This window comes from Chitinophagaceae bacterium, from assembly GCA_016717285.1.
Taxonomy (GTDB): Bacteria; Bacteroidota; Bacteroidia; order Chitinophagales; family UBA10324; genus JACCZZ01.
Genome location: JADKFU010000004.1, coordinates 38,119 through 53,670 on the forward strand (window position 1 = coordinate 38,119; position 15,552 = coordinate 53,670).

The window sequence follows — 15,552 nt, forward strand, 5'->3', positions numbered from 1 at the left end:
TCACCGCAACAGGTTGAATGAACCTAAGCTGAATGACTGATTGGTCGGTTTGCGTTCCTACCTGTTTCATGTTCCATAAAAGCTGAATTGGCTTTTCGCGATAGCTGAAATTGTACAATTACCATTGCCGTTAACAGCAACAATGCAATTAACTGATGAAGCACACCGAAAGTAACGGGAATCTTTCCAAGCGAATTAATAAGTGTAAGAATTCCAAGCAGCACCTGAACTGTTACCAGCAGCGGCAACATCAGCAAAATGTTTTTTAGAAAAGGTGTTGCAACTTGCCTGCGGCATTTCCAGTAAAAGACAAACATGCAAATGGCAATTGTATATCCCAGTGAACGATGCACGACTTGTATCATTCCAATATTGCTTATAAAATTAGATAACCATGGTCGCTGAAGAAATATCCCGTGCGGAATATAGCCGGCTCCGATTTTTGGAAAGGTTGGATAGAAAAGCGCTGCTTTATTACCTGCCATCAATCCGCCGTAAAAAATCTGCAGGAATAAGAGGGTCAGCAGTATTGTTGAAAAATTCTTCATGGAAAGTATAGCGCCCGCATCGTGTTCCGGTTGCAATAATTCAAGTGCTACCCAAAGCAGGTAGCAATATAAAATCAAAGCAAGTATCAGATGCGCGCTGAGGTTGATTGGATTCACCCAGGGCTTGTCGATCAAGCCACTCTGCACCATAATCCATCCAAGCAAACCCTGTAATGCGCCCAGCACAAAAATGAACAGCAGCTTTTTACCTAATTCCCGGTCAATCATTTTTTTCACGATAAAATACAGGAACGGTATAATGAAAGCAAAACCCATTAGCCTGGCCCAGAGACGATGTAGAAATTCCCACCAGAAAATAGATTTAAAACTCTCCACAGTCATATCGCTGTTCATCAGTTTATACTGCGGAAAGTGTTTGTATTGATCAAAAGCCCGTTGCCATTCAGTATTATTCATCGGAGGAATAGCACCCATGATCACATCCCATTGAGTGATGGAAAGGCCCGAACCTGTGAGCCGTGTGATGCCACCGAGCAAGACCTGTATCATGATCATAAATACGCCAGCCAATAGCCAATAGCCAACAAGTTTGTTAGAAGGGGAAGTCATGAGCAGAGAAAAAAATGCGATGGCGAAAATACAACAGAAACCATTGCCTGAAATGATACCATTCAAAAAGAAAATGAATTCGCAATCATCGCTGTAATCTAAAAAGAAAGCCGGTCCTTAACGGAACCGGCTTGTCTGAAGATTTTAAAAAGAGAAAGAAAATTATTTTAATTGTCTGTTTACCAACAAACCATCCTTCTTCATTTGTTCAAACACAAGTGCAGTGTAGGTTGCACTTTCTGTTGCCATATCAACCGGGTTGTAAACTTCTGATTGAACAGAATACAACAAAACATTTGTATTAGCATCAAACAGATTGCCCTCCAGATAATAGGTCTGATCCGTTTCATAATAGCCGGGCGTGGTAACCACCGAGCTTGTATAATTATAATATCCGTAAGGACTTCTGTAATAACCACCATACGCGCCGTATCCACCATAAGCACCACCATAGTAAGTTCCACCGTAGCCATAACCATAACTTGGAGTATAGGTAGTGGTTCCCTGAACATACCGGGTTTCGCTTTTGCTGTTAATTAAGGCAACCGTAAAAATGAGATCGCATCCATTCTCTTTTATTTTTTGAATCAGCAGGCTCGTATCAATTGTAGAGGTATTGGGTGGAAAAATATCAAGACTCTTAAGTGTCCCAATTCCATAAGCTTTTGCTGCATTCGCAAGGTCATTTTCCACAGTGGTCTTTGCTGCAAGACTACCGGAAAGAACCGCAATAAAAACTTTTTTGTAGTTGGGTTTAGCGGCAATTGCTTCTTTGTTAACCCATGAACCGGTAATTTCCTGAGATACGCCGCAAGATGAAATTCCGATTACCCATGTAAGAAGTAAAATGTAGATTATGTTTTTCATGCCCCAAATGTATGCAATTCAGCTATTATTGCGCCTCCACAGTTGAAATAATGTGAAGCTGAAGCATTTTATATATGCCTGTTATTGATTAAAAACGACGTTCTGATTGGTTTTCCTATTCACGCCCAGTTCAATGTTCTCATCCCCGGTTTCATAAGGTAAAAAAGTCAGAATCAGTTGCAGCATTTCATCGGTGGTGCGCATACTGCCGTTTCTTCCTTCCACTTCCTGAGGAGGATCGTGCGGATTGTTTGGATTCGCAGTGGTATTATCCATCACAGCCACCACTTCAATGGTTGATCCTGCGGGAATGTGCAGCATTTTTTCATACGTATAAAAATATTGCCAGCGAAAATCCCAATGGTTAATGCGTATCAGTGGAAGTGTATCACCGTTAGGTTTCAATGCATAAGCAACAAATGATTTGCCCAGCAAATGCATGTGCGGGTTGACAGTAAGCAATGAGATGTCGCTCAGTATTTTTGCCCGGGTAATAAATGTCATCACTGTATCAGGTGGAATTACGAGGAATGGAACAATATCTGATATTCCAAGTGTACCAAGTTGAATTTCCTGCACAGGTCTTTTGGATGGAGTAGCTCCAAAAAAAATATTTACATACGACGTATCCAGCACATCTTCCATTGCAGGTCCGTAATGAATATCGTTCAGGTAAATGATGCCCTTTCTTTTTACAAAAAATCCACCGATACTTTCCGGATATAACATGGTGATGACGCCTGGCAAGTAGTTGGTAGCAGAATGAATGTAATGATCATTGCCGGGATAGCTGCCGTCATCATTCAGCAAATTCATTTTCCTGAAAACTGATTCACGCGTCTCCTCTTTTGTATCAAGCGCATATTCACCCGCGAAAATGTTTTGCTTCTTATCATCATCATAAAAAATAATCCGGCCGTTCACATGGTGTACCAGTTTGCTGCCTGGCACAAATTCAATGGCCCTGATAAAAGTATCACTGGCCAATTCAAACGGAATTTTCATTACCATGAAACGGTCGGTATGATCACCCTTCACGAGGAAAGGTTTTATTTTCAACACCATGTCGGGTTTTCCGATCATTGAGCCTGTCGGAAATTGTGGAGCAGGCGGAATTTTTGAGGAGTCTCCTATTGGCGCCCCCGCATCTACCCATTGATTAATAATGGAAACCTGGTCTGCCGATAATTGATTCTCTCCAAGAAAATGAGTGTAAGAAGGATCTGCAGGCCATGGCGGCATAATACCTTTGTTAATGATTTCGCGGATGGTTTTGCTGCGCTTGGCTACATCTTTATAACTGATAAGTGAAAAAGGAGCCGGTGTTCCTGGTCTGTGACACTTAGTGCATTTATCGTAGATAATTGGAGCAACGTCATTCGAAAATGTTATCGCATTTTTTTGTGAGCATGACAAAAAAGTTACTGCAACCAGAAAGAAAATAACACCCATCATAAACTGGTGTGTAATACAATTAATGCGTGCAAATTTATTTTTCATCTTGTTAAATACTTTGCCAAGATAGCATTACAACAGAAAAGCTGACGCACTTTAATACTGATCACAAACGAACAGGGTTTGTATCCATTCACCAATTGCTTTGCAATTTATTCTATGTAACAACCAATAGCTTTTGTGGAATCAGGTGAAACAGGTTTGTTTTGAAGCAGGGCACTCACGGCATCAGTCAGATAATGAGCAGTAACAATTGGACGCACCTTGCCAATCTCATAACCCCAGTTATCAATCATGCCACGATAAAGTATTGCGCCGTTATTACTTACCAGGAAAGCCTCAGGCGTTATGGTTGCCCGGAGCTTTTTTTGCAGCACAAATTCGGGATCCAGCAGTATTGGGAATTGTAAACGGTTTTTTCCGCTGTACGCAATGATTTCATTTTCCGGATAATTTTTTCCGGCAACTACTCCGATCAGCAGAATGTTTTGTTTCTTAAAAACGCTGTCCAGTTCACGCAATGTTTTTCCATAGGAGTTGCAAAAAGGACATTCAGGCTGAAGAAAAACAATAACCGATGCCTTTTTTGAATGAAGTTCTGAAAAGGGAAAATTTTCATGCTGAACTGAAATAAGTTCAACTGAAAATAAATCTGATGTCGTTTTTTTGTTTGAACAACCGGAAATATAAAATGACAAAAGAAACAATGCGAAAAGCAAAAGTGATTTCATAACACAACAATTCGATTCAAAGGTAATCTGCCAATTGTAAATGAAATTCAAATTGTTTCACAATCTTCAAATTTTTCCTACTGAATAATTGCGTTAGGTTCAGTTAATCTCCATTTTTACCTAACTAAAAATTAACAACTTTGCTCACCCAATAAATTAAATGTCTCTTATCATTTTAACAACTTCAATCAATGCACCGATTCAGCGCTGCTTTGATCTTTCACGGAGTATTGATCTGCATATGCATTCCACTTCCAAAACAAAAGAGAAAGCTATTGCCGGCGTTACTGCAGGATTGATCGGATCGAATGAATCAGTTATCTGGCGTGCCAAACATCTAGGTGTTTACCAGCAACTTACAGTCGCGATTACGGCATTTGACAACCCAAATTCATTTACGGATACCATGGTGAAAGGCATTTTCAAAAGCATGCAACATGAACATCGATTTGAATCAAAGGGAAATACAACCATCATGACTGATCATCTCCATTTTAAAGCGCCACTCGGAATATTGGGAACGCTGGCCGAAAAATTATTTCTCACCGATTATATGAAATGCTTTCTGCTGGAAAGAAATCAAATGATTAAAACAGTGGCTGAATCCGAAACATGGAGAAAATACCTTCCTTCCTGAGAAGAATTTGTAATCATGGAATGACTCACAAACCTGTTACGTACCTTTTTCCAAATCATTTCTAAGGGCATCAATATGCTGCAACATATTACTCAGTCCGCCTGCAAGAAAACATACGATGGCCAGCCAATATCCAAAAACATAATCAATATGCAACAGGTAATTGCTGATGCCACCGGATTGTTTTTCAAGTGAACTGTCGAGCTGTATGCGCATCAACATCAACGAAAGTGCGCCACCAAGTCCAACCGCACTCAGTATCATTTCTTTTTGCAGAAAGAAAAGGAAACTTAATACCAACCCGCTGATTGCAAGTACCCATGCAGCTACCGCGAAATAATTGCGGTTGATGGTCTGATCTTGAATTTCCGTTTCCTCATGACTTTCCGTGCTATTCAATTCATTTGATTGATCGGCATTCTGCTGTATGTTCAACTTAGATCCGGTTACCAATTCGATTCCACTGATAGTCGCCAGATTTTTTTCATTACACTTCACATTCATGAACGGGAGAAAAAAACAAATGATCGCCATCCCAAAACTTGCAGAAGAAATATATTTTGATTGAATCAATGTCGGCTCTTTTTTCAAAAATACCATTTCAGTCTTATTACAGGTGCTTTGCTTTCAAATGAATTGACAATAGTCAACTTTCAGTTTATAGCGCTCAACATCGCATGTAGTGGGTGTACGACAATCTATAAAAATATCTGTTCAGACTTTCTTAACGCTTAACAAAATACAAAGACAGATCGCCAGAGTTTGTTTTTGCTTATTGGACTGAATTCATTACCAAAATGTTTAAAAAAGAGTCGCTCGCAAAGTCGCAAAGGCCGAAAAGGAAATAAGGGTATTTAACTTCGCGGGATTTGCGCCTTTGTGAAAAAAACCAAATGGTGGAAATGTAGTACACCCCATGTAGTCAATCATTTCAAAAATGAATGATCATCTCCTATCTTTGCGCGCCATGAACCAGTTAAAAATTTATAACAGCTTAAGCCGCACGAAAGAAATATTTAATGCAATCAATGCTCCATATGTGGGTATGTATGTTTGTGGACCGACAGTTAGCGGAGAAACACATCTTGGTCATTCACGTCCTTATGTCACTTTTGATATCCTGTTCCGTTACCTGACTTTTTCCGGTTACAAAGTCCGTTATGTACGAAACATCACAGACGCCGGACATTTTGAGGAAGAGGACCGCGAATCGGAAGATAAAGTAGCCAACAAAGCAAAGCTGGAGCGCCTTGAGCCGATGGAACTGGTGCAGAAGTACACCAACATCTATCATGATATGATGGACAAGCTGAATATTTTGCGGCCCAGTATTGAGCCTACGGCCACCGGTCACATCGTAGAACAGATCACCATGATCGAAGACATTATTGAAAAGGGATTTGCTTATGTGGTAAACGGATCGGTCTATTTTGATGTGACCAAATACGCGAAGCAAAATGACTACGGCCGCTTATCAGGAAGAAAAATTGAGGAGATGATTGCAGGCAGCCGTGAGTTGGAAGGTCAGGGTGAAAAACGCAATCCTGCTGATTTTGCGCTCTGGAAAAATGCGCCGCCGGAACACATCATGCGATGGAAAAGTCCATGGGGCGAAGGATTTCCCGGCTGGCACATTGAGTGCTCTGCCATGTCGTCGAAATATTTAGGAACGCCGTTCGATATTCATGGCGGCGGTATGGATCTTTTATTTCCGCATCATGAAAGTGAAATTGCGCAAACGAAAATTTCAACAGGACTTCCCATTGCCAACTACTGGATGCACAATAATATGATCACTATAAAGGGTCAGAAAATGAGCAAATCATTGGGCAATACCATCACTATTTCACAGATGTTTAACGGCGATCATCCATTGCTGGACAAAGCGTATTCACCGATGACACTGCGTTTTTTCATTCTGCAAACACATTACCGTAGCACGCTTGATTTTTCCAACGAAGCATTGCAGGCAGCAGAAAAAGGATTGCAGCGATTGATGAATGCACTCGAAACATTAAATAAACTTTCCTACCGGGAAAACAGCGCTGATTTCAACGCTGATGAAAACACAAGGGTACTCGGATTGATCAATTCCTGCACTGAATTCATGAATGATGATCTGAATACAGCGATGGCGATGGCTTCCTTGTTTGAGCTGAGTGGCAGTATTTTTTCCTGGAAGAATGAACAGCTTTCCATTTCATCCATCAGCAAAGAAACATTTGAATTGCTGGTTACTACTTTCAATAATTTTGTATCAGACATCTTCGGTTTAAAAAGTGAGAAGGCCAATGACGACAGCAAGATGAATGGATTGATGGAGTTGCTGATCTCCCTTCGTAAAGAAGCACGCACTAAAAAAGATTTTGCTACTTCGGATAAGATCCGTGATGATTTGCAAAAGGCAGGGATTCAGTTGAAGGATGGGAAGGAGGGGACGAGTTGGGAAGGGTGAGGTGGAGATGATGTGCCGATGTGCCAATGATTTCAATGTGCCGATGAAAACAATTGGTTGATGTGTTGATGATTTTAAACCTTCCATTTAATAGCACGCTTGTTCAAATCAAAGCCGGAAACAGGATTGCCGGTTTGTTATTAGACTTGCCATTTTAGAATTCAATCAGTTAAGCACCTCATTCAACAACTTTTCATAATGGCCCGTATAAAAGTTGACCTGCACGATATTTACAACAACAGCAAAGCAATTGATAATGCATTGCAAAAAGCATTTGATGACGCGATCGATAAAAAAATCCGGGAAGTGGAAATCATTCCCGGAAAAGGAAGCGGGCAGCTTCGCAAAAAAGTTGAACGGTTTTTACAACAGCCACATATCAAACCAATGTATCACCGTATTGAAAATGACAGTAAAAACTTCGGGCGACTGTTTGTGTATTTTAAGTTTTAGAAGATGCACTTGGTGCTTTAGCAGTTAATCTTTGGCAGGATTCAACCAGAATAACCTCATTTTGTTATCTCGTTCAAACCCTGCCAAAGTTGGTGCCAATAGAGGCTTAATTCAGCGACAGCTTTTATTCAAGTATAACATCCAGAATATCTTCCCTGATACTCGCAGCTTTTTCGGTAATCGGACTGCTGATAATGGTTCCGATGTTTATAGCCACGAAAAAGTAAGTGTCCTTATCAGGAATATATTCTAAAAGGCAACCTGCTCCAATGCCACCGCCGGAATGACCATAAACATCGTGTTCCTTGTATGGATCGTTACTGATACCCAAACCGTAACCATAAGCATATTTTCCAGTGTCATTTTTCACAAAGGTGAGCATCTGATCCATGGATGATTGCGTAAGCAACTGGTCTTCAAATAAAGCTTTCAGGAATTTGACATAATCAATCGGCGAGGCAATGATTCCATCATCACCAATCAAGGATCCCACATTCACCTTTTGCATCTCCGAACAATTTTCAATCACGCTGTTGCTGTAGCGGTCCCAATAAGAATTTACAAGGCCTGGCTGATCAAGGTAATTTGCATCTTCACGATAGTATGAATTAACCAATCCCAACGGTTTGAAAATCTGATCACGCAAGTATTTCGCATGATCACCGGTAAGCTGATCACCAATCAAGGCAAGCAGTAAATAGTTGGTATTGGTGTATTTACGTTTGCTTCCGGGTTCGAATTGCATATCGTCACCTTCAATAAAATCAAGATAGTCCATCGTGGTAAAAACATGCAAAGGATGTTGCAAAAGGTAACTCACATAAGCTGGCTTGTCGTTGTACTCAGGAACACCTGAAGTATGGTTCATCAATTGGCGCACCGTCACTTTTTCAGCACCAGTCACTTTTTTAGTTACTTCTTCAGGCAGATACTTTGTGATTTTTTCATCAAGGTTGATCTTCCCTTCTTCATTCAATTTTAGAATGGCCACAGCGAGATAGGTTTTTGAAACACTCTGCGAATACTGCAAGTGGCAAGGTTGCATGAGCGTTTTGTTTTCCAGTTTAGCGTAACCTGAAGCGCCGGCCCAATAACCTTCCGGCGAGTAAACCACCAAAGCAACGCCTGGTAAACCGTTTGAAGCATACTTGTCTATCAGGCTTTGCAATTGGTTGGCTTTGGAATAATTGACATTGATATCCTCCTCTAAAGTGCAGGCATTTCCCGCTATTTCCCAGGTTTGTTTGCTGCACGATGATGCGAGTAGAGCGATGACAAGAATCGAAAAATATTTCATGTTGGATGATTTTGTTTTTTAGTAATTAAAATGAATGCGTGTACCAATCTGGAAGAGCGAATAAAAGCTAAGTGGTATACCATCGTTGTAGAACAAAGCAGGAATCACCTGGTAACTGATGAAAGGCGACAGGTAAGTTTTGGTGCTGTAATTATTGTAGCCGAAAGAAATTCCCAATGGAACAATCAACTGCGATTTACCAGCTGCAGTAGAAGTGAGCTGACCATTTGAATATTCAAATGCATCAACCGGATGAAAGACTCTTTGCCATCCAATACCGGCTTTTAATTCAGGATAAAAATGATTGAAAATGGCAGGACGATAAACAGTTTGTGTGTAGGTGAAAAATCCGTTGCCTGCATCTTTGTTAAAATAATAGCCTGCCTGAAACTGTTGCGCCCAGTTTTGTTTTCCGTTCAAACTGACTTCGGTGCCCAAAGCAATACCCACATGTGTGAAATTGCTTTTGAGATCATGAAAAGGGAGCGCGAAATTCTGAAACTGTACGCTAACAATAATTGGAAAATTACGGTAGTCTGTTTCCGGTGCATCGGAATCCTGTGCCTGACTAAATGTCGTTTGGAATAACAACACGAGGCAAATGGAAAAAGTAAACTTCATAGCTGAAAAATTTTGTGTGCTGCAAATATGCAATGGTTAATAAGGTGAAAACAAGCTATTAGCCGACAATTCCGGTGAAGTGTAGCAGAATTTCCCTCGAAATGCAGCCATTAAGCGGGTTGAAACCATGTTTTAAAAGCTGGCGCCTTCAAGCGACTCACTGATATAGTATTGGGAAAATTTTCATTCGACCTGATAAGTACATTGATCTTTCCATTCTCGCTACGATCGAAGCCGGTGACAATCTGACGGTGAATGATAGACTGCCGGTTCAGCCGGAAAAAAAATTCAGGTGGTAGCTTTTGTTCCACCATGTCCAGCGATTCGTCGAGGTAGTAATTTTTGGATTGAGTGGTAGAAAGAACGGCATATTCATTTTCAATGGTGAACCCGGCAATTTCTGAAAAGGGTATGGAAATATTTTTCTTACCAAACTTAACCATGAAACCTTCACTCCGGACGAGTTTTTCCTGCAAACGCGCATCTTCCGTATCCTGCCACATAGTATAGTAGTGCAAGCCAATGTAAATACCATTTACAACAAGGAACCAAATGAAAATAATGACAACATCTACGGTAAAAAAGGACACCGGCATCGGATGATCTGTAAAAATCCAATTCACCAGCATTGTTTGCAGAATGATGGCAGTCACTCCCGCAACAGAACTGGTAATTGTTTGAATAACAATCCGCTTTGTGGTATTGCGCTGATAAGGATAAACACGATCGAGATAAATAATGACCGCTCTGCAGCAAAGCCAGCCGACATAACCCTGCTGTGTATCAATTAGAAAAGTAAGTACCAGGAACCAATCTAAACGGATATTGACATAGGTAAGATGATAATTGATGGCCGCAATAATTGGAATAAGTACGATGAACAGCCTTACATCATTATAGCGATATGGACGGGATTTGAACAAGGAAATTTTTTTGTAAAAATATTTATTCCTGAATTGAAAATCAGGTTACAATATACCGCAGCTCAATAGACTGATGTGAGCGTTTTTTTATAAAATAATCAGTTTCCAGTCCATCTATTTCATTAACCATCAAATTGTGGTTCGTATTTTTCTATAGGAAGTTATTCTTCTAAAAAACAAAGCATATGAAAACGTTAGCAATTGCAGTTCTCGCCATAGGCATTTTGATGACCGCTTTTACGGGCTTCACGCTTATCACTAAGAAAAAAGTAGTGGACATTGGTGCTCTTGAAATTAAAAAGGAAGAACGGACGCCCATTTATTGGTCGCCCGTAACCGGTGTTATTCTAATTGTTGCCGGTGCAGGTCTATTACTTTTTAGCAGGGAAAAAAAATAGTCTGTTAGTTAAATTTTTTTCTGACCATTCATTTTACAAACCCTGACTTCATCATTTACCTAACCTTATAAAAATAGCGACCATGAAAAATCAAACTGTAAAACCAACTTCAGTAAAAACTAATGAATCGAAATCAACAAAATCAAATGAAAAGACAGGGGGTGAAGATTCTCCTGCTTATCCCCCATATCCGGCTTCAGAAGATATTATGAATCCGGCAAATGATATGGAAAAAACCGACCTAAATGAGGAAAATTTTTCCCCTGAAACGGTTGCCTTAAACCTTGAAAAAAATAAAAATAATGCTTCAGCAAATCAACCCGCGACAACAAATGAGGAGGAGGAGGAAACGGAAGATAACGAAGGCAAAAGTGAAGCAGATCTTACAGAGGCAGATTTTTTAGCGCTTGGAAGTGATGAAATAAACACTTCGGATGAAGATGATTTGCTTTTACAAAAACGAACAGCGCCTGTTGACATGGCCGGTTCAGATCTCGATGTTCCGGGCAGTGAACTGGACGATGACGATGAGATGGTTGGTTCTGAAGACGAAGAGAACAATACCTATAGCATTGGAGGCGACCGTCATGATGATCTGGAAGAAAATTCAGATGATATTGAAGAGCAACTTTAATTTTTTAACCATCACAAAACATGAATATGAAATCATCAAGAGATCAGATGAGCAAACAGAATAAACAAAGTGTTACCAAGAAACCGAGGCCGGAAATAAGAGACGACCTGGACAGCCGGAAAGTCAAAGCAACGGATGCTAAAGCACAAATTCAGAAAGACGGCGCTGCCGGAAGAAAAGGCAAAGATGCCTGATTCCGACAAGCATGAATTTTACAATCCATATTTATCGATCAGGTAAATCAATGCTGCCATGGCGGCAGCACTAAGTTCGAGCTCACGCCGGTTTACTTTATCGAAAGTATCACTTGCAGCATGATGATAATCAAAATACCGCTGAGGATCCGGCATTAATCCGGACAACACTTTGCAGTTGCCTTCCAGATGACCGATATCTGCACCGCTGCCTCCATTTTCAAAGTCATATATTCCATACGGCAGAAAAAATGGTTGCCATATTTTTATTTTTTCAATGGCAGTTTTATCTCCCTGAAATGAAAAACCACGTGGCTCAAAACCACCGGCATCCGATTCAATGGCAAACAAATGTTGTTCATTTTTAGCCTTTGCCTCGTCAGCATATTTGATTCCGCCGCGACTTCCGTTCTCTTCATTCATAAACATCACTGCACGAATCGTATGTTTCGGTCGAATGCCCAGCGATTTAAACAAATACAAAACATCGATTGATTGCATTACGCCGGCGCCATCGTCATGAGCTCCATCACCTGTTTCCCAGGCATCAAGGTGACCACCTACCGTGATGAATTCTTTCGGATTTTCTGAACCTCTTAATTCACCTATTACATTAAAAGAAGGCTCATCAGGCAACATCTCACAATTCTGACGGAAATAAATTTTAGTAGCAGGGTCACGCTTGATTTGTGCACTTAATTCTTCTGCGTCCAATGTACTTACTGCACAGGCCGGAATTTTTGGAATTGTATCTTCATAATGCATTGCTCCTGTATGCGGATAATCGTCCAGCGAAGTCCCAACAGAGCGTACCATCACTCCCACTGCTCCATATTTAGCAGCTTTTGCTGCACCGCCCCAACGGAATTGCACACCTTCACCATAAGCTTCAAAAGTTCTGATCTTTGTCTGATCCATCGCATGACTGAAGAAAACGATTTTGCCTTCAATATTTTTTCTGCCAAACGAATCGAGTTGCGCAAAACTTTTTACTTCAATCACAGGAGCAATAATTCCTTTATTGCCGGTGCCTGTTGAATTTCCCAATGCGCAAATCGTGAGTTCCTTCTTTTCTGATTTGTTGGTGATGTAATATGCAGTTTCCTTTTCACCACGCACCCAATGAGGCACCATGCAGGGTTGCAACCAGACAGAATCAAAACCATATTGCTGCATTAAGCGCTGCGTGTAATTGACTGCACCTGCAGCTCCGGGCGAACCGGCTAGTCTTTTTCCATAATCACGACAAAGCACTTCCAGATTTTTGTATGCTTCTCCTTTGGTGAGGGCCTGATTAAAAATATTGCGGATGGTGACAGAGTCGATAACCTGAGCCTTAGAGACGGAAGCACTCATCAGCAAAGCAAATATAATTGCAATCGTTTTCTGCAAAAGAATTTTCCTCTTTGTTTTCAGATAACCGGAAGTTCTATTGTTTTTCATGGAACAGATCATTGGCGTCATCGGTATTAATTTATTGGATCCAAAAATAATCAAAGTGCTGACCTTGACTCATGAAATCAAAGAAGCCGCTGCTTCATCTATAAACCAATGCAGCGATCCGGTTATTGGTTTAATGATTTGGCATGGAAATTTTTCGGGATCGTTATTTCCTTGTATTACACTTTTGATGGTTGTTGATTTTTGTATGCCTGTTACCAGAAAAGCAATGCTGGCTGACTTGTTCACGATTGGTGCTGTAAGCGTAATCCGCTGTTCTTTTTGTTCGATATTATACACTGATTTTACCCAGCGCTCTTTCTCAAAAATTATTTCGTAGCCGGGAAAAAGTGACAAGGTGTGTCCGTCATCACCCATGCCCAATAATACGAGGTCAAATGAAATTTCCTTCTCACTGAATAGTGACTTCAGGATAGTTTCATATTCAGCAGCGCTTTCTTCAGGTTGCAGATCAGTGCGGAGGTAATGGATTTGTGAAGAAGGAATTGCAACATGATTAAGAAGCGCGTCTTGCGCCATCCTTCCGTTGTTCCGTTTATCGTCGAATGGAACATATCTTTCATCGCCAAAAAAAATATGCAGTTGAGACCAGGCTATTTTTTCCCGGTAGGGAGATTGTGCCAGCAATTCATACAATTGTCTGGGAGTGTTGCCACCTGATAAAACAAGGTTAAAATGATCACGTGATCGCAGCACATCCGCAATGCATTCAATAATCCATTCTGCTAAATTTTTACACAGTTGAACGGGATCTTTCCCGATATGTATTTGTACGGATGAGCGGGGATTCATTTCATCAGTCCTCATTTGATGGCAGTGTGACCCAATTGCGGCCATCCCGTGCTATCAATGCTTCCGCATCTTCAGGGCCCCAAGAACCTGGTTTATAGTTAGGAAAATCAACTGTCGATCTTTCTTCCCACACGTCTAAAATGGGTTGTATCACCTTCCAGGCAGCTTCCACCTGGTCAGATCGCATAAATAACGTGGCATCACCTTGCATTACATCCAATAGCAGTGTTTCATATGCTTCCGGTTCATTGCCAGCATACGCATCATGATAATTGAACACCATATCCACCGGATCAAGAATCATGGATTGACCCGGCCTTTTAGACTGGAAGCGGATGCGGATATCCATCTCCGGTTGAATACTGATGGTGACACGATTGGGCCGCATAGTGTCGGCGGCTTCGGGTGGAAATGCAAAATGCGGAGTGGGTCTAAATTGTAAAGTGATAATGGTGGTTTTACGTTGCAGGTATTTTCCGGTCCGCACATAAAATGGTACGCCTTCCCATCTCCAGTTGTCTACATAAAATTTTACAGCAGCAAAAGTTTCCGTATTTGATTTAGGCGCGACTTCCTTTTCTCTTCTGTAAGCTGCTGCCTTTTTCCCATCTAAAGTACCACTTGCATATTGTCCGCGCGCCGCCATTTCATGCACCATATCATTAGAGATTCTCCGGATCGCATTCAGCACATCCACTTTTTTATTTCTTATCTCGTTGGCATCAAACGCAACAGGAGCTTCCATGGCCACCATGCAGATCAATTGCAACATGTGGTTCTGCACCATGTCACGCAAAGCACCTGAATGATCGTAGTAAGCACCGCGGCCTTCAACGCCAACGGCTTCTGCTGCAGTGATCTGAACATGATCAATATAATACCTGTTCCAGATGGGGTCAAACAATGTATTGGCAAATCGCATGGCAAGAATATTCTGCACGGTTTCTTTTCCAAGAAAATGATCAATGCGAAAGATCTGTTCTTCCTCCAGTATTCCAAGCAGCAGTTGATTTAATGCCTGTGCGCTTTGTAAATCATGACCAAAAGGTTTTTCCACCACCACCCGCGTAAATTTTGCATCATCACACAGCTTTAATTTTGTGAGGTGGGTTACAATGGTGGAGACTAATTGCGGAGCTACTGCCATGTAATAAACCACAACAGGTTTTGTCTTCCACTCCTTTTCATACTTTTCAATAATAGCTGATATTTTTGAATATGATTTACTATCCGTCACATCCATTTGCAGGTAAGAAATGTGTTGTGCGCATTCCTTCCATTTTTTACTGATTTCCTTTTTCCTGCGGGAAAATTTCTTCACACCATCCAGCAGTCTTTGGCGATACGCAACCTCTTTGAAAGGTGCACGGGCAAGTCCTACAATCGCAAACTGCTCGGGCATCATTTCATCCAAAAACAAATTGTAAAGTGCAGGAGAAAGCTTGCGGTAATTGAGGTCACCACTTCCGCCAAATATGAATAGGATGGTGGGTTTTGGACGATTTATTAGTTGCAT

The 15,552-nt window shown here is 41.0% G+C and carries 17 protein-coding genes; 6 read left to right on the forward strand and 11 right to left on the reverse strand.

The window, feature by feature from the left end:
• Window positions 1-23: 23 nt before the first annotated feature.
• The 4 genes from IPO83_05510 to IPO83_05525 all read right to left on the reverse strand — a co-directional run bounded on the left by IPO83_05510 (window position 24) and on the right by IPO83_05525 (window position 4,171).
• Window positions 24-1,184 carry a COX15/CtaA family protein gene (locus IPO83_05510; GenBank protein MBK9730727.1) on the reverse strand — a complete coding sequence of 387 codons (1,161 nt, stop codon included), beginning with the start codon at window positions 1,182-1,184 and terminating at the stop codon, window positions 24-26.
• 96 nt (window positions 1,185-1,280) lie between these two features.
• On the reverse strand, window positions 1,281-1,985 hold the full coding sequence (locus IPO83_05515) for a hypothetical protein (GenBank protein MBK9730728.1): 705 nt from the start codon (window positions 1,983-1,985) through the stop codon (window positions 1,281-1,283).
• A gap of 81 nt (window positions 1,986-2,066) precedes the next feature.
• Entirely contained in the window at window positions 2,067-3,485 is a 1,419-nt protein-coding gene (locus tag IPO83_05520) for a cytochrome c (protein MBK9730729.1), read from the reverse strand.
• 107 nt (window positions 3,486-3,592) lie between these two features.
• Window positions 3,593-4,171, reverse strand: a complete 579-nt coding sequence (locus IPO83_05525; protein MBK9730730.1) for a redoxin domain-containing protein — start codon at window positions 4,169-4,171, stop codon at window positions 3,593-3,595.
• A 160-nt stretch (window positions 4,172-4,331) separates the two neighbouring features.
• Here IPO83_05525 and IPO83_05530 point away from each other — a divergent pair, with 160 nt between their 5' ends.
• On the forward strand, window positions 4,332-4,808 hold the full coding sequence (locus IPO83_05530) for an SRPBCC family protein (GenBank protein MBK9730731.1): 477 nt from the start codon (window positions 4,332-4,334) through the stop codon (window positions 4,806-4,808).
• A gap of 36 nt (window positions 4,809-4,844) precedes the next feature.
• Here the strand turns inward: IPO83_05530 and IPO83_05535 are convergent, their stop codons facing one another.
• Window positions 4,845-5,399, reverse strand: a complete 555-nt coding sequence (locus IPO83_05535; GenBank protein MBK9730732.1) for a hypothetical protein — start codon at window positions 5,397-5,399, stop codon at window positions 4,845-4,847.
• A gap of 376 nt (window positions 5,400-5,775) precedes the next feature.
• Here IPO83_05535 and IPO83_05540 point away from each other — a divergent pair, with 376 nt between their 5' ends.
• The gene (locus IPO83_05540) at window positions 5,776-7,263 is read left to right on the forward strand and encodes a cysteine--tRNA ligase (protein MBK9730733.1); all 1,488 of its coding nucleotides are present in this window, start codon (window positions 5,776-5,778) and stop codon (window positions 7,261-7,263) included.
• Between the two features lie 198 nt (window positions 7,264-7,461).
• Entirely contained in the window at window positions 7,462-7,716 is a 255-nt protein-coding gene (locus IPO83_05545; protein ID MBK9730734.1) for a Smr/MutS family protein, read from the forward strand.
• 124 nt (window positions 7,717-7,840) lie between these two features.
• Here IPO83_05545 and IPO83_05550 read toward each other — a convergent pair whose 3' ends face one another.
• From IPO83_05550 to IPO83_05560, 3 genes are all read right to left on the reverse strand, one after another.
• A complete protein-coding gene (locus IPO83_05550; protein ID MBK9730735.1) occupies window positions 7,841-9,013 on the reverse strand; it encodes a beta-lactamase family protein in 1,173 nt (390 codons plus the stop codon).
• Window positions 9,014-9,031: 18 nt separating this feature from the next.
• Window positions 9,032-9,634: a hypothetical protein gene (locus IPO83_05555; GenBank protein MBK9730736.1), complete on the reverse strand. Its 603-nt coding sequence runs from the start codon at window positions 9,632-9,634 to the stop codon at window positions 9,032-9,034.
• Between the two features lie 110 nt (window positions 9,635-9,744).
• Complete coding sequence (locus tag IPO83_05560) at window positions 9,745-10,557, reverse strand: LytTR family transcriptional regulator DNA-binding domain-containing protein (GenBank protein MBK9730737.1); 813 nt, start codon at window positions 10,555-10,557, stop codon at window positions 9,745-9,747.
• Between the two features lie 185 nt (window positions 10,558-10,742).
• Between IPO83_05560 and IPO83_05565 the strand changes: the two genes are divergently transcribed.
• The 3 genes from IPO83_05565 to IPO83_05575 all read left to right on the forward strand — a co-directional run bounded on the left by IPO83_05565 (window position 10,743) and on the right by IPO83_05575 (window position 11,783).
• Window positions 10,743-10,955 (forward strand): hypothetical protein, encoded by a 213-nt coding sequence (locus IPO83_05565; protein MBK9730738.1) that lies wholly within the window; start codon window positions 10,743-10,745, stop codon window positions 10,953-10,955.
• A gap of 82 nt (window positions 10,956-11,037) precedes the next feature.
• Entirely contained in the window at window positions 11,038-11,589 is a 552-nt protein-coding gene (locus tag IPO83_05570; protein ID MBK9730739.1) for a hypothetical protein, read from the forward strand.
• A gap of 26 nt (window positions 11,590-11,615) precedes the next feature.
• The gene (locus IPO83_05575; protein ID MBK9730740.1) at window positions 11,616-11,783 is read left to right on the forward strand and encodes a hypothetical protein; all 168 of its coding nucleotides are present in this window, start codon (window positions 11,616-11,618) and stop codon (window positions 11,781-11,783) included.
• 18 nt (window positions 11,784-11,801) lie between these two features.
• On the opposite strand, the gene IPO83_05580 is transcribed toward IPO83_05575, so the two are convergent.
• From IPO83_05580 to zwf, 3 genes are all read right to left on the reverse strand, one after another.
• Window positions 11,802-13,226, reverse strand: a complete 1,425-nt coding sequence (locus IPO83_05580; GenBank protein ID MBK9730741.1) for a M20/M25/M40 family metallo-hydrolase — start codon at window positions 13,224-13,226, stop codon at window positions 11,802-11,804.
• 69 nt (window positions 13,227-13,295) lie between these two features.
• Window positions 13,296-14,036, reverse strand: coding sequence for a 6-phosphogluconolactonase (gene pgl, locus IPO83_05585; GenBank protein ID MBK9730742.1), 741 nt, complete (start codon window positions 14,034-14,036; stop codon window positions 13,296-13,298).
• A gap of 4 nt (window positions 14,037-14,040) precedes the next feature.
• On the reverse strand, window positions 14,041-15,552 hold the full coding sequence (zwf, locus tag IPO83_05590) for a glucose-6-phosphate dehydrogenase (protein MBK9730743.1): 1,512 nt from the start codon (window positions 15,550-15,552) through the stop codon (window positions 14,041-14,043).

Excerpts from the sequence above, each read along its gene's own strand:
- IPO83_05550 (MBK9730735.1), bottom strand. The coding sequence starts at position 9,013 with ATGAAATATTTTTCGATTCTTGTCATCGCTCTACTCGCATCATCGTGC.
- IPO83_05540 (MBK9730733.1), top strand. The coding sequence starts at position 5,776 with ATGAACCAGTTAAAAATTTATAACAGCTTAAGCCGCACGAAAGAAATA.
- IPO83_05570 (MBK9730739.1), top strand. The coding sequence starts at position 11,038 with ATGAAAAATCAAACTGTAAAACCAACTTCAGTAAAAACTAATGAATCG.
- IPO83_05515 (MBK9730728.1), bottom strand. The coding sequence starts at position 1,985 with ATGAAAAACATAATCTACATTTTACTTCTTACATGGGTAATCGGAATT.
- zwf (MBK9730743.1), bottom strand. The coding sequence starts at position 15,552 with ATGCAACTAATAAATCGTCCAAAACCCACCATCCTATTCATATTTGGC.
- IPO83_05545 (MBK9730734.1), top strand. The coding sequence starts at position 7,462 with ATGGCCCGTATAAAAGTTGACCTGCACGATATTTACAACAACAGCAAA.
- pgl (MBK9730742.1), bottom strand. The coding sequence starts at position 14,036 with ATGAATCCCCGCTCATCCGTACAAATACATATCGGGAAAGATCCCGTT.
- IPO83_05520 (MBK9730729.1), bottom strand. The coding sequence starts at position 3,485 with ATGAAAAATAAATTTGCACGCATTAATTGTATTACACACCAGTTTATG.
- IPO83_05565 (MBK9730738.1), top strand. The coding sequence starts at position 10,743 with ATGAAAACGTTAGCAATTGCAGTTCTCGCCATAGGCATTTTGATGACC.
- IPO83_05555 (MBK9730736.1), bottom strand. The coding sequence starts at position 9,634 with ATGAAGTTTACTTTTTCCATTTGCCTCGTGTTGTTATTCCAAACGACA.
- IPO83_05530 (MBK9730731.1), top strand. The coding sequence starts at position 4,332 with ATGTCTCTTATCATTTTAACAACTTCAATCAATGCACCGATTCAGCGC.
- IPO83_05580 (MBK9730741.1), bottom strand. The coding sequence starts at position 13,226 with ATGAAAAACAATAGAACTTCCGGTTATCTGAAAACAAAGAGGAAAATT.
- IPO83_05575 (MBK9730740.1), top strand. The coding sequence starts at position 11,616 with ATGAAATCATCAAGAGATCAGATGAGCAAACAGAATAAACAAAGTGTT.
- IPO83_05525 (MBK9730730.1), bottom strand. The coding sequence starts at position 4,171 with ATGAAATCACTTTTGCTTTTCGCATTGTTTCTTTTGTCATTTTATATT.